The following is a 14971-nucleotide window of genomic DNA, read 5'->3' on the forward strand; positions in this document are numbered from 1 at the left end:
TCACACGCGCCGCAGCACCGCCACCGAGCAGGTCTGGCCGCCTCCCACCCCGACCAGAACCACGAGGGCACCGGGGCTCGAGGCGCCCGCGGACTCGAGGTGGTCGAGGGCCACGAGAGCGTCCGCCCCGCCCAGGTGGCCCGTGGTGCGCCCGAGGACCGACGTGGACGCAGCCTCGTCGATGCCCAGGGGCTCGAGGTACCCCACCTGCAGCGCGAGCCGCCCCACGAACGGCAGCGCCCAGCGATCCACGCGTGAGCGGTCGACGCCCGCCTCCGCCAGCGCTCGATCGACGGTCGACGTCAGCATCGCTGCGTGCTGGGCTTTCAGCCCCGCGACGTCCACGTTGCGCCGAGCGCACGCCTGCGACAGCAGCTCCCGGTACCGCATCGGGGCAGGCCGTTCACGGCCCGGCTCCGCATCACCGCGCTGCAGGTATTCGAGACCGGCGTGTGCACCCTCGCTGACCGACAGCAGGGCCCACGAACCGAGCTGGGCGCTGGGGTCCCTCCCCTGTCGGCCGAGCACCGCGGCCCCGGCGCCGTCGCCCAGTGTGACGCCGCCGTCGAACGCCCACCGGTCAGCGCCCATGGCCTCGGCCGTGTCGCTCGAGACGATGAGCGCGCTGTCCATGTGCGGCTCCGTGGTGAGCAGACGAGCGGCGGCAGCCAGCGCATGGACACTGCCGGCGCAGAGGGCATTCACGGTCCCGCAGTGGGTGAGTCGATCGTGTCCCACTGTCTGCGCGCCCAGCCAGGACGCCGCGGACCAGAGAGGGTGGCCCATGCGGCTGGAGCTCGCGAGGATCAGTGCAGTGGCGGTGTCGTCGCGGCGTTCGGGGTGACGTGCCCACGCAAGCCGTGCCGCCTCGGCAGCGGATTCGTGAGGAGGACGGCCCCCGCGGCAGACGGAGGCCAGCTCTTGAGCGTCGAGGTCCGCGACTGCAGGATGACCGGCACGGATCGCGGCGTCCAGGGGGATGCGATCCCCCAGCACCGCCGCGGCCGACGTCAGTCCCAGTCCTTCACATCGCATGTTCATGCTCCTCGATCTGTCCGGGATGTTCCATGTGGATGGCTCGGTGAGCGAGCGAGACGAGGTCGGGGTCATGGGTCGCGACCAGTACGCAGCCGCCGGCGGCCGCGACAGACTCGAGCTCCGCGCGCACTCGAAGAGCCGAGGCCGCGTCGAGCGACGCGGTGGGCTCATCGGCGAGCAGGACAGTGGGAGCCGACGCGAGTGCGCGAGCGAGCACCGCTCGCTGTCGCTGCCCGCCGGAGCATCTGCCCGGCCGTCTGCGCATCGCCCCGGTGGGGACGTGCAGCCGTGCCAGGATGCGGGCCGCGCGTCGTCTGTCGCTGCCCGCCGCCTGCGCGACGGAGGACACCAGCGAGCGCAGCGGCCCCAGCTCCGCAACAGGATCCTGCCCGGCATACGCCACCAGAGCCCGCTGCGCAGGATCTCGCGGCGGGATCCACGACCAGTCCTCCATGCTCGCCGTTCGTCCGTCCACCCGGAGGCGGCCCGATCCGGCGCTCACTCCGGCCAGCACCCGGAGCAGGGTCGACTTCCCGATGCCGCTGGGCCCGGTGAGGGCGACGATCTCACCGGAGCGGAGCGAGACGACCGGTCCGCGGGAGGGATCAGACGACTCGGAGGGGCCCTCCCACCGCAGCAGTTCCCGGCCGGTGCCGCTCGTGGAGACTCGTGGAGGGCGACCGCCCGCAGGACCGGGAAGGACGGTACCGTCCACCGGCCCTGCAGGGCTCCCCGGAGCGGCGAGATCCACCGTGCGAGACGCCAGTTCGTCGACGAGAACGGAATCGTGGGACACCACGAGCGTGATGCGGCCCCGCTCGCTGCGGTCGCGCACCATCCCGACGACGAGGTCGCGGGATGCGGCGTCGAGTGCATTGGTCGGCTCGTCCAGCGCGAGCACCGGAGGATCGTCGAGGACCGCTCGCGCAATCGCCACTCGCGCGGCTTCGCCGCCGGACAGCTCCCACGGCTGCCGATCGAGGAACTCCTCCGCGAGGCCCACCTGAGCGAGCGCCTCGCACAGCGCGGCCCGCGAGAATCCGCGGCGGCCGTCGCGGATCGCGCGGCCGACCCTCCTCTGCGGGCTGAGCGTCGATCCTGGATCCTGAGTGACCATGCGGACTCTGCCCGGTACGCGCAGCCGCCCGCTCACCCGGAAACCGGGGACGGGACGTCCCGCCAGCACGCGGAGGAGGGTCGTCTTGCCGGAGCCGGAGGCGCCGCGCACCGCGAGCACCTCACCCGGCACCACGCTCAGATGAGTGAGGGCGACCACGGTCCTCCCACGCAGCGTGGAGACGCGCAGAGTGCCAGCCTCCACGCCGTCCTCCTGCGCACCGCGGTGTCTCCTGAGCTGCTCGTCCGTCACTCGCACCCGAACGCCGTCCTGTCGCGACCGTGCCGCCCTTCCCGCACCGGGGTGCTCCCGGCCCCTGATGATGCGGTCGCTCAGCGCGTCGAAGCCCACCGCCATCGCCGCCCCGATGAGGGCGATCGCGAAGGCAGGGCCCAGCGTCGCCCACGGGTTGAGCCGGATGCCCGACATCCCCTGCGCGATCATCGTCGCCCAGGAGAGGCCGCTCGGCAGGATGACGCCCACCGCCACAGTCAGCTGGAGTGCGGCGATGACGCGCATCGCCGCGTCCCCGATGACGGTCTCCGCCGCTGACGGCAGCACCTCCCGCAGCAGCACCGCGGTCGGGGGTGCGCCGCGCAGCTGAGCGTGACGCACATATCCGGAGCGACGCTGCGCCGCGAGGCTGCTGCCGACGACCCGCACGGACAGCGGGACGCCCAGGAGCGCCATCGTCAGCGCGACCGCGACCCAGGCCGGCAGGAAGATGCCCGCGAGGAGGACGACGAGGATTCCGGGCAGCGCCAGCGCCGTGCGCGTGACAGCGCTCACCGCGGCCTCCACGCGCAGGCTGCGCCAGGCCAGCAGCGCCAGACCCGTGCCGCACACGGTCGTCGCCGTCCCCGCGGCCGCGGCCAGCAGGATGAGCCACCAGCCGCCGTGCGCCAGGCGGGCGAGCACGTCTCGCCCCTGGCGATCCAGACCCAGCGGGTGCGCTGTGCTGGCCGCCTCCCAGGGGCGGCCCACCACTGCCGCGGGATCCGGCACTCCGGGGAGCAGGGGTGCGAGCAGGCCCACCACCACGACGAGCACGGTCACGACGATCCGGAGGTCTCGGATGTCACGCATAGGCGCCACTCCTGCTCCGCGCCGCGCGCGTCAGTTCGTCCCCGCAGGCCAGCAGCAGAGACGTGACGCCCGCGATGACGATCGACGTCCCCATCACGACGGGAAGATCCCGCGCGGATACTGCGGCGGCCAGCATCGCTCCGACGCCGGGATAGGCGAGCAGCTCCTCGACCACGACCGCACCTGCCAGGGTGCTCGCCGCCAGCAGCGCCGCCACCTGGACGATCGTGGGGGCGAGCGCGGGGACGGCGAACGCCAGCAGCGTGCTGTGCAGTCCCCTCCCCCGGTCCTGGGCGTCCCGCACGTCGGGACGTCGCGCGACGTCCGCCGCCGGTCCGCGCAGCATGCGCGCCATCCAGGCGGCGGAGGGGACCGCGAGCGCGATGATCGGGAGCACGAGCACGCGAGGATCCGACAGCGGACTCTCCCCGAGGGGCACCAGCGAGATCGCGGGGAGCACGTGCAGCCACACCCCCAGGAGGATCACGAGGCCGATGACCACGACGGCCTCGGGGATCCCGCAGACTGCCACGGTCACGGCAGACACCCACCGGGGCCGGCCGAGAGCGGCGATCCCTGCGATCCATGTCCCGACGACGACGGAGATCACCCAGGCCGGCAGTGCGATGAGGAAGGAGTTGGCCACTCGTGCACTCAGCGTGTCGATGACGGGACGACCGGTCATCAGCGACGTGCCGAGGTCTCCGACCAGCGCGCTGCTCGCCCATTCCCACCATGCGACTGGCGCGGGCCGGTCCAGGCCCATCTGCGCGCGCAGGTCGTCCACCGCTTCGGGGTCCGCCGCGGGTCCGGCGATCACCGATGCCGCATCTCCGGGCAGCAGCGCCACCAGGACGTGCACCAGCAGGGAGACGGCCACGAGACCGCCGACGACGCGGCCCAGGACCCGCATCGCAGTGCGGATCATGGGCACACTCAGCGCGTCACCCCGACCAGCCGCACGCGCGCCATCCCTGCCGCGTCGGAGACGCCCTCCACTCCGTCGCGCACGATCGACAGTCCGTCTCCGTGGCCCCATGCCACAAGACCGCCCTCCTCTGCGAACCGTGTCTGCAGCTCACCCAGGATCTCGTTGCGCTCGGCCTCGTCGACCGTCGCCAGCGCACGGGCGAAGTCCTCATCGAACAGCTCGTCCTGCCAGCCGGTCTCGTTGAATGCCGACGTGCTCAGGGCCGTCTGCCTGGCCCACACGGGGTAGGGCATGTATGCGTTGTAGCCGATGCTGAACGGAACCTGCGTGTAGGTCTCCGACCAGTACGTCTGCGGATCGTGCTCGACCACCTCGACGGAGAGGCCGATCTCGCCGAGCTGCTCGGCGATCGCCTCCGCGGCGACAGGCATCGACGGGTAGGCGGACGTCGTGTGCAGATCGACGGTGGTGTCCTCGTCCACGCCCGCCCCCGCGAGCAGGTCCCGGGCCCTGTCCACGTCGCGCTCGGGGGCCTGGAGATCGGGCGCGGAGGGATCGGCTGGCTGCGGCAGGTCCGCCCCCACCGTGCCGTAGCCCAGGTGCACCGTCTCCACGAGCTCCTCGCGGTCCAGCCCGATCTTCACGGCCTCACGGACCTCAGGTGAGTCGAAGGGCTCCTCGTCGAGGCGCATGAGCAGCGGGGTGGTCGTCTCGTTCTCCCTCTGCACGACGGTGAACTCCTCCGCCGCAGCCGCGGCGGTCGTCGGATCCACGCCCATGGCGATGTCGATCTCCGCGGATTCGATCGCAGAGCTCATCGCCTGGGGGCTCTCGAACCCACGGATCTCCAGGGCATCGACGCGCTCCTCGGAGCCCCACCATTCGCCGTTCCGCTCGAGCTCCGCGCCCTGATCGGCCCTCGCCGTCAGATTGAAGGGACCGGAGCCGATCGGATCGGAGAAGTCCTCGGTGCCGTCGGGGACGATGAAGGCGGATCCCGCGAGGGTGCGCGGCAGGTCGGCGTCGGGCATCGTCGTGGACAGGACGACGGTGTGGTCATCCGGAGCGGAGCTCTCCCCGACGGACACAGTGCCCAGACGCTGTCCGTTCTCCGCCGACAGAGCATCCATCCGCTCGAGGGAGTGCATGACATCCGCGGAGGTCACAGGGACGCCGTCGGAGAACACCGCATCGTCGCGCAGAGTGAGAGTCCAGGTCGTGGCGTCGTCCGAAGCCGTCCACTCCTCTGCGATTCCGGGTGCGGGGTCACCGGCCGTGTCCACCCCGATGAGCGTGTCGTACAGTGCGCTGAGGCGCAGCCAGTCGGACTCGTTGAAGAGCGAGCCGTGGGGGTCGTCGACTGTCTGACCCGCAGCTTCGACCGCACCGACGCGGAGCGGTTCGCCGGTGTCGGAGCCGTGCGCTGCTGCGCCGCCCTCCCCGTCGACGGCGCATCCGGTGGTCAGCAGTGCCAGAGCCGTCGCGATGCCGGTCAGCGGCATCGCCCTCGAGGTGCTCGTCCTGTTCATCGGTGTGTCCCTTCATCGGTGAGAAAACTGCTGAGCGCATCTGCGATGCGCACTGCGGAACGTCCGCGCAGGACGCTGTAGTGGTGGCCGGGGATCCGCTCGACCGTGACCGGCCCGTCGATGTACGGCTCCCAGCCGAGCAGCGGCTGCTCGGCGCCGTCGTCGACGCCCATGCCCTCTCCGCTGTTGACCGGCGCCCGGTCGTCGGCGATGAGCAGGAGCACCGGCACGGACGAATCGAGACGCGCCGCCCGGTGTTCGGACAGCCCGTTCAAGTGGCGGTCGAACACCGCGCAGCGATCCTCGAAGGACTCCCGGGACTCGAAGGCTCCAGCCTCGACGAACCTGTCGCGCAGCTGCGAGACGTCCTCGCAGTCACGGCTCAGCCCCAGGTCCAGGAAGCTGTCGACCGTCAGCGCGAATCGACGGCGCGGGTCTGCCTCACCGACGGTCCCCGGGCGCACGTCGATCAGTTCCGGGCAGGTCGAATCGATCATCGCGAGGCCGTCGATGCTCCGTCCCCATGAGCGGAGCTGTCGGGCGACCTCGTGGGCGAGGGTTCCGCCCATCGACCATCCGCCGATGCGGACCGGGCCGTCGGGAAAGCGTCTGTCGATCTCCGCCGCGTACCGTGCGCACACCTCCCGCAGGTCCTGCGGCCAGTGATGGCCGAGGATCCCGGGATCGGAGATCGACACGATCGGACCGGTCGACCGCAGGTGCCGGACGATCTCCGCGCACGCCAGACCATCTCCCCCCGACGGGTGGATGAGGACCAGCGGCGTACCCGCACCGCGCCGCAGCGTGTGCACCGATTCCGCTGGCACTCCGATGGGAGCGGCGGGGTGCACCTCCCAGCCGCTGCCGGTCCTCAGCGCGTGCACCGTGGTGAGGAAGTGCGCCATGAGCGCGTCGAGATCCGACTCGTCCAGCACTCCGGCGACCGCGCTCAGGTCAGCTCGGAGCGACCCCTCCACCTCGTAGACCCGCATCTCGCACTCCACATGGGGCGTGCGCACGTCCTGGCGGTGGCTCTCCACCTCGACGACGCCCAGCGGACCCGCTGCAGCGGGCCGGCTCGCGCCCATCCCGAGCGTCGACTGGAAGACGAACGGCGAGGGATTGGTGTGATCGCTGTGGCCGCCCACGGCGCGCGCCACGTCGGCCGCGCTGACGCCCGGGTGCTCCGCGGCTCCGGACAGCCGACGGCCAGTCTCCTCCGCAGTGCGCAGGAGAGACCGTCCCGCTGGCGCGGCCATCGGGATGAGGGCCGTGGTCGAGAGGGACCCGACAACGGTCTCTGCGCCCGGGACGGATCCTGGGCGCCCCGCCAGCAGGACGGTGAGGAGCACCTCGTCCTGCCCCGTGCGGCTGCAGATCGAGTGCGCCCACGTCGCCAGCAGCGCTGCGCTGGGGGTGATCCCGCGAGCGGCGCACTCGCGCTTGAGTGCGCGCGCTCCCTCCGGATCGAGGGCCGCGGTTCGGCGCAGCACGCGCGTGATGCTCCTGGGTGTGGGCCCCTTCCGGAGAGCAGGGGGGTCGGGCAGACGAGTGATCTCCTCGCGCCACCACTCCGCATCCGCTGCGGCGCGCTCGTCGCGGGCGGCGAGCACGCCCGCAGGGGTCGCGGTGACGGGGGGCAGATCCGCTGCCGGGTCGGCCAGGAGCTGCAGCAGCTCCCATTCGACGATCCCGATCGACCACCCGTCCACGGCCAGCAGGGAGAAGGCGGTGATGAGCGTGCCCCGTCCTTCCGGCTGGAGGCACAGGCGCAGCTTCCAGGGCCTGCCTCGGGCCGCGTCAGCGCCCTGCAGCAGCATCTCCCGATGAGCGGCCTCGGCCTCCCGCTCGGCCTCGAGGGATGTGAGCGAGCGGAGGTCGACGACGTCGACCGGTTCCCCGCCTGCGGCAGGGGTCGGATCGATGTGGGGTGCCCCATCGTCGTCCACCCTCAGCCTCAGCATGGGGTGGCGCCTGCACAGCGCGAGGACCGCGGAGCGCAGCTGCTGCTCCGGGTCGTCGGAGCGTCTGCGGAGCGGGACTGATGTGACGACCTGCGCAGCATCCACGGATAAGTCCCACACGCCCTGCTGGCCGACGAAGTACGACCGTTGGAGAGCGGTCAGCTCGCCCGCAGCGACGTGCTGCTCCGCTTCCGGACCAGTGCTGGACGCGGTGGTCGGGTCCTCGCCGTCGGAAGCCGGCGCGTCCGCAGGCTCGTCATCCGCCTGCTGCAGCAGCATCTGGATGTCCTCGACTGTCATGTCGGCGCGGATCGCGCCCAGCGGGACCGTACGTCCGAACGCGTCTCGCAGCAGTGCCGCCGTGCGGACTGCCAGCAGCGAATCGCCGCCCAGCTCGACGAACCGCACGCCGGGCTCGATTCGCTCGACCGGGACGGAGAGCACCTGCGACCAGACCGCCCTGATGCCGTCGGCCGGCACCTCTGGTGACGAATCCGCGGCCCGTGACCGGGCCTCGGCATCGCCGAATGCCAGGATTGCGCGCTGCTCGGCCTCGAACGCCGCGCGGGCGTCCTCGAGATCGACGACGGTCGTGTTCACGTCCCACTGCAGGATGAGGTCATCACGGTGCTCGAAGGCCTGATGATCGAGCCAGACCTGCGGCGTCTGGCTCACTCCGCCCACGACGGGGCCCAGCCATGCATGGTCGTGGCGGCTCCCGTCGGAGCGCTGGTCGAGTCCGAACATGCTGGTGAACACCACAGGGATGCCGCCGAAGTCCGTCCCGACCCCACGGCGCGACGCGATCTCCAGCGCGGAGACGGTCCGATGGTCGTAGTCCTCGAGGAGCCGGCGGTGCATGGACCGGGCACGATGCGCGGCTGTCGGCCCCGGACCCTCGCGCTCGGTGAGGAGCAGCGTGGAGAACTCACCCACCACCTCGGCGACATCGGGGAGGTCCGGACGGTCGAATACCGTCGTGGTCACGCAGAAGCGCTCCTCGCCCGACCACTGCGCGAGCGCATCGGTGTAGGAGGCGAGCACGGCCGCCGTGGAGGTGATCCGCTCCTGCGCCGCAGCCCTGCGCACCTGCTGCCAGCGGGCTGCGGGGATGCGCGCGGAGAGCCGCACGAATCGTGACGGACCGCTCGGCTCCTCCGCTGCGATGGGTGGGGGGCCCGGGAGGTTCGGGAGCCGGCCCTCCCAGTACGCGAGGTCCTCGGCTCGGACGTCCGCGTCCGCGGACTGCTCCAGCATCGCGACGCAGTCGCGGAACGTGCTGCCCGGCAGGGCCAGATCCACGTCCGGGTCCTCGTAGAAGCGGGAGATCTCGCGGTCGACGATCATCCAGCTCGCGGAATCGCAGACGAGCACGTCGACCGAGATCAGCAGCCGTGAGCCGCCGTCCGGCAGGAGCACCGCCACAGGCTGCACCATCGGCCCGGTGTGGGGGTCGACGATGCGTGCGGACAGCGCCGAGCGCAGTTCCTCCAGTCGCAGCTCGGCCTCGGCCGCCGGCAGCCCGCGCACGTCCTCGACGACGAGCTCAGGGCCTCGTCCCACGGGCAGCGGGAGGTTCCGGCCCACGTCGTCGATGACCGTCCGCAGCATCGCGTGGCGCGCCACCACGCGCCGGAACGCCTGCGCATAGCGATCGACGTCGAGATCCTCCGGCTCGATCTCCAGGAAGAAGTGGCACGCCACGCCGCCCAACGGGTATTCCGGTCGACGTCCCAGGAGGTACGCGTTCTGCACACGTGTGAGGGGGAATGCTCCGTCCGATCGCGTGTTCGAGGCGGGTGGTCGAGGTGCGGGCGGACTGGACTCGGATCGGGCGGCCGACGGCGCTGTGGCGGGCGTGGACTCCTCGGCGTCGACGGTCGAGTCAGTACGTGACCCGCTGGCGCGGCGAGCGGACAGCTCCGCCGCCAGCCCTCCCACAGTGGGGGCGTTGAGCAGAGTGCGGAGCCGCAGCCTCACACCCGTGTGCTCGGCCAGCAGGGCGAGCACACGGGTCGCCAGCAGAGAATGACCGCCCAATGCGAAGAAGTCATCGTCGGCGCTCTCCACAGGAAGCCCCAGCACGTCCGACCAGCTGCGCGCGACAGTGCGCTCGTCCTCGGACCCGAGGTCGGAGCCGCCGAGGTCCCCGCTCCTGCCCCGCGATCGGGTCTCGAGTTCGATCGAACGGGCCTCGAGCGAGCCTGGAGAGACTGCGACCTGGGGAAGCAGAGTGCCCCCGTGGTCGATGAGCCGGTCCAGCGCCGCCAGCGCGTCATCGATGTCCATCGCGTAGCGCATCGTGAGTTCGGAGACCGCGTCCGCCTCCGCCTGCGTGCCCAAGCGGAAGCGGTCCCAGTCCACGCTCACCCAGCCCGGCAGCCTCCGCGCACACGCGTCGAGGTAGCGGCTGGCGACCACGTAGGAGAGGAGGCCGAACCCGCCGATGGTCCCTGCCGCCGACGACATGAGGACGACGCGACGCGGGCGGGCGCCCTCATCCAACCTCTCGCAGGCCCGGGCCAGGGCATCCGTCCCGGCGACCTTGGCGCGGAGGCTCTTCGCGATCGCTCCTTCCTCGAGCTCGTGGAGAGGCGCGAGGTCCAGGTCCACGGGAGCGTGGACGACGAGGTCGAGCGGTCCGTGGAGAGCGGCGAGGTCACCGATCAGGTCGCCGACCGCGGCCTCGTCCGCCACATCCAGGCCCCGCACCTCGACAGCCTGACCCATCGCCCTCACGGCATCGCGGACCTCGGGCGGCAGGGAATCGGGGTCGCTGCCGCTGCGCGAGGCGAGCACGACGCGGGCTCCACGGGCGGAGATCCAGTGAGCGGCCGCCGCACGCCCCACAGCGCCCAACCCGCCCGTGATGAGAATCGTCGGACGACGACCGGAGGCGCCGCCTGGTTCTCCCGCGCGCTCGGGCCGATGCACAGGGGCCGGCGTCCAGTGCCGCCACCGGCGGACTGTCCGCACGCCTGGACCCAGTCGCATCTCCCATGCAGTGCGCCCTGTCCGGACGAGGTCGGCGAGCTCGTCCGCGATCAGTCGCGGGGCATCGGCGGAGTCGTCGACCTCCGCCAGTCGCCACACGAGTCCCGGGACTTCCTGGGCGAGGACCCGCACGGCTCCGGTCAGCGCCTCCCGGGCCGGGTCGTCACGATCTCTCGTCAGCACCGCCAGCACTGCCAGAGGTGCGTCATCGGTGCGCTCTGGGGAGCCGCCGGAGGAGTGGGCGCGCAGCACGTCCGATGCATCCCGCAGAGACAGGAGCGCCTGGGTGATCCGTTCGGTCGAGCTTCCGGCGTCCGGCGGGTCGATGCACAGCACGCAGCCCGTCAGCAGTCCGTCGGGCGCACGTCCATCGGGCGCACGTCCATCGGGACCGATTCCCTTCGCAGCGGCCGTGAAGTCGGGGCATCCGATGCCGCGCAGGCGCCGAGCGATCCGCCCTGCACCGAGCACTGGAGCGAGGATCGAGCCCGCTGGGTCCGGCGGAGGAAGCTCCTCCCACAGCGGGAGCTGGAAGGGCTCCCTCCGCGTGATGTCATGGGTCCGACCAGCCCCGGACCTCTCCGCCGGCGGCGCGCTGAGCTCGCGCCGCTCATAGGGGTAGCCGGGCAGGGGGACCCTCCGCGGGGGTCGGGCGTTCGGCTCCTCATCCACGGAGCCGGACGGGCCCTGAGGACGGATCGGCAGCAGCGGATCGATGCCGAGCCCCGTGCAGAACAGCCGGGCGAGCGCTTCACCGAATGCGGGGTCCTGCTCCTCTGCCCCGGCGTGCGTGGGGACGGTGAGCGCGAGCCGCGCCGAGCCGACGGCACGCGCCGTGTACTCGGGCGTTGACCCCGGTCCGCACACGACCAGCGCAGAAGGGCCGTCGCCCAGCGCGGCGTCCACCGCCTCGTCGAACCTCACGGTGCTGCGGAGGTGGCGGACCCAGTGCTGAGGATCCGTGATCTCCGCGTCCGTCACCCGCCGTCCGTGCAGGGTGGAGAACATCGGTGTCTGCGGGGGGCCGGGCCGCAGGATCGCACACCGCCGCGTGAGGATCGGCGCCACGGAGTCGACCATCCGGGAATGGGCCGCGACATCGACGGCGACGCGCGAGCAGCGCACACCGGAGTCGGTGAGCAGAGCGACGAGCTGAGCGCACGCATCGCTCGGGCCCGCGATCACATGCGACCGCGGACCGTTGACGACAGCGAGATCGAGGTCGGGATGGCTGACCAGCAGGTCCTCGACACCGTCCCGGTCGAGGTCGACGACGAGCATCGAGCCGCTCTCCGTCCTGCTCATCGCCTCCGACCGAGCGACCACCAGGGCGGCGGCTTCGTCCACCGTGAGCACGCCGGACATCACCGCGGCAGCGTATTCTCCGGCGCTGTGGCCCACGGTGGCGTCGGGTGCGAGGCCCAGTTCCACCAGGCGCAGCGCCGTCGCCAGAGAGCAGGCGAAGAGGGCCGGCAGTCCGACGGCCGGGTCCTCCACGTCCTGCCCGCAGTCCGCATCGAGCAGGACGTCGGTGAGAGCGGGGCCTCCGGCTGCGGCGACCGAGTCGATGACGCGGGTGAGATGGGGCTTCATCCCTGGGTCGGTCGCGAGCGCATCCGCGGCCATCCCGCAATGCTGGGCGCCGGCGCCCGGGAAGGCCAGGACGGTGCGAAGCTCCTGTCGGCGCGCAAGGGCCCGGCCGTGCGCAATCCCATCCTGGTCGATCAGCACAGCGGCGCGCACAGGCCCGTCAGCCCGACCGCTCAGCGCGGTGTGGACGATGTCCTCGAGGGCAGCGACCGGTGCGACACGCGATCCGTTCCGCTCCGCGCGCGGATCGAGCACCGACAGATAGGAGTCGAGCAGCGTCTCTGCGGCAGCCTCGCTGTGTGCTGCGGCGGCGAGCAGCCGAGGAGTGCGTCCGTGTGCGGGAGAGCTGCTCTTCGGAGTCGGGGGGGTCGAATCCTGTTCGTGGTCTGGTGAGGATGCCAGCACGACGTGGGCATTGGTGCCGCCGATGCCGAACGAGCTCACTCCGGCTCTGCGCACAGAGTCGCTCCATGAGCGGGCCCGGGTCGGGAGATTGAACGGGGAGGAATCGAGGTCGTCCACGGGGTCGGCGTGCAGTGAGGGCACGAGGATCCCGTCGCGCACGCACAGAACGGCCTTGAGGAACCCGGCGATGCCGGCTGCGGACCCGGTATGGCCGATGTTCGTCTTCACCGATCCGAGAGCGATGCCCTCCCCTGTCCGCTGGTCTCCGAAGATCCGCTTGAGGGCCGCGATCTCGATCCGGTCGCCCAGCGCAGTGGCAGTGCCGTGCCCCTCGATCATCCCCAGATCGCTGGGACTGCAGTCTGCCATCGCGAGCGCCTGGGCGATCGTCGCGGCCTGCCCTGACTCGCTGGGAGCAGTGAAGCCGATCCGGTCGGCACCGTCGTTGGAGACGGCGCTGCCGAGCACGACGGCGTGGATCGTGTCGCCCGCGGCGACCGCGTCGTCCAGGCGCCTGAGCACGGCGACCCCGGCGCCGTCGGTGAACACAGTCCCGTCGCCGCGCTGCGAGTACGCGCGGGTGACACCGTCCGAGCTGAATGGTCCGTCGGGGACACTCACATAGCCGTGGGACTCCGGGATGGTGACGGTGACTCCCCCGGCGACAGCGGTATCGCACTCTCCGGCCAGCAGCGACTGAACCGCCTGGTGCACAGCGACGAGCGACGTGGCGCAGGTTGCGCCGATCGATACGGCGGGGCCGTCGAGGTCGAGTGCGTGCGCGGCTCTCAGAGGCATGTACTCCGCGACGTTCGCGGAGTGCAGCGCCAGATTGGAAACAGGGTCGTCACCTCCGGTCGGGTCGAAGCGATCCCCGAAACGGCTGGTGAGGTAGCTGGAGAGGCCTGTACCCGCGTACACGCCGACCGCTCCCCGTGCGCCCGGACGCCCGTGCCCGGCGTGATCGAGGCCGTCCGCGACGCACTCCAGGAAGATCCGGTGCTGGGGATCGAGCATGCGTGCTTCTGCGTCGCCCAGGCCGAAGGGTGCGGGGTCGAATGCGAGCGCGCTGTCGAGAGTGCCGACGACACCCACCCGGCCGGGCGCCGTCTCGACGGTGCGCAGGCCGGAGCGGCCGTCGCGCAGCAGCGAGAAGTAGGAGTCTGCGTCTGCGGCTCCCGGGAATCGGCAGGCGAAGCCGACGACTGCGATCTCATCATTCATGTGATGTCATCCTTCCGATGGCCACGGCGCGCAACGAGGACGAACTGCGCCGAGGGACTGAGCGAGTGATCGTCGCCGGGAGCGCGAGCGAGAACCTGTGCGCCTGCTCGTTCGAACGCGCGCTCCCATTCGTCCGCACGGAGGAGCATCCTCGCGTCGTGGCGACGCTGGTCCCGGATCCGGGACTCCGGCTGTTCGACGGACTGCGACATGAGGAACGCCATCGACAGCAGCAGGGGGCGGTGCTCGCGCCCGGTCTCGATCATGACGATGTGACCGCCGTCCTCCACGAGGTCCACGCACGCGGCTGCAGCGTCGTCGATGTCCCACGCATTGTGGAGGACGTTCCCGGCCACCACTGCCTGGTACGGGGGAAGCTGCTCCGATCGATTGATGTCCATGAGGCGAGTGCGTACCTCGACGCGATCGGACAGCTGTGCAGCGCTGTCGAAGAAATAGGGGGTCACATCCGTGAAGAGGTACTCCGCCCCGTCCGGCAGGGCGTTCAGGATCGATCGGGTCGTGGCTCCGGTGCCGGCGCCCACCTCGATCACTCGAGTAGGAGCGATCTGCTGGATGGCCGCTGCCGCGGCGGCATTGGTCCCCCGGGAGACGGCGTTCGTCCGATAGATCCCGTCGAGCACGTCCTCCCGCTGGAACAGCAGCGGCTGGACGGTCAGCTCGTCGCGCATCAGCTCCGGCAGCCGGTCGGCGCAGTCTCGATAGAAGTCCCACAGCGAGTCGCCGCAGATGGGGCCGGGATGCACGGAGCGCTCCAGCTGATCCGACGGCGGGAGCGGCGTACCCACTCCCCATGTCCGCGCGTCGGGATCGAAGAGGAGAGCTCCGCGGGCGGTGAGGACGTCCAGCCACCTCCGCAGCAACCATCGGTGGCGCGGGTGGGCGGACAGTGCCTGAGCGAATTCTTCGAGGCTCCACCGACTGGGAGAGGAGAAGGACGCTTCGATGCGGAGCGTGTGGAAGAGGACGGATTCCGCCCATTCATCGAGGGCATCGAGGTCCTTGCGAATACGTCGATGGTCGTCGTTTCCCACTTCCCTTTCCAGGGCATTCAACACACCATCCAGCATTC

General features: G+C 71.1%; 6 protein-coding genes. All 6 read right to left on the reverse strand.

Annotated features, from left to right (window positions below; genetic code table 11):
- The 6 genes from BSP109_RS09480 to BSP109_RS09505 are packed head-to-tail and all read right to left on the reverse strand — an operon-like array spanning window position 1 to window position 14933.
- A complete protein-coding gene (locus tag BSP109_RS09480) occupies window positions 1–1041 on the reverse strand; it encodes a 3-oxoacyl-[acyl-carrier-protein] synthase III C-terminal domain-containing protein (RefSeq protein WP_180959682.1) in 1041 nt (346 codons plus the stop codon).
- A complete protein-coding gene (locus tag BSP109_RS09485; RefSeq protein ID WP_101600229.1) occupies window positions 1025–3241 on the reverse strand; it encodes an ATP-binding cassette domain-containing protein in 2217 nt (738 codons plus the stop codon). The genes BSP109_RS09480 and BSP109_RS09485 overlap by 17 nt, the downstream gene beginning before the upstream one ends.
- Window positions 3234–4169 carry an ABC transporter permease gene (locus BSP109_RS09490; RefSeq protein WP_101600231.1) on the reverse strand — a complete coding sequence of 312 codons (936 nt, stop codon included), beginning with the start codon at window positions 4167–4169 and terminating at the stop codon, window positions 3234–3236. Before BSP109_RS09490 ends, BSP109_RS09485 begins: the two co-directional genes overlap by 8 nt.
- An 8-nt stretch (window positions 4170–4177) precedes the next feature.
- The gene (locus BSP109_RS09495; protein WP_101600233.1) at window positions 4178–5701 is read right to left on the reverse strand and encodes an ABC transporter substrate-binding protein; all 1524 of its coding nucleotides are present in this window, start codon (window positions 5699–5701) and stop codon (window positions 4178–4180) included.
- On the reverse strand, window positions 5698–13878 hold the full coding sequence (locus BSP109_RS09500; protein ID WP_101600234.1) for a type I polyketide synthase: 8181 nt from the start codon (window positions 13876–13878) through the stop codon (window positions 5698–5700). The genes BSP109_RS09495 and BSP109_RS09500 overlap by 4 nt, the downstream gene beginning before the upstream one ends.
- Window positions 13875–14933 carry a class I SAM-dependent methyltransferase gene (locus BSP109_RS09505; protein WP_180959683.1) on the reverse strand — a complete coding sequence of 353 codons (1059 nt, stop codon included), beginning with the start codon at window positions 14931–14933 and terminating at the stop codon, window positions 13875–13877. Before BSP109_RS09505 ends, BSP109_RS09500 begins: the two co-directional genes overlap by 4 nt.
- Window positions 14934–14971: the final 38 nt, after the last annotated feature.

This window comes from Brevibacterium sp. Mu109 (assembly GCF_900169375.1).
In the GTDB taxonomy this organism is placed as follows: domain Bacteria; phylum Actinomycetota; class Actinomycetes; order Actinomycetales; family Brevibacteriaceae; genus Brevibacterium; species Brevibacterium yomogidense_A.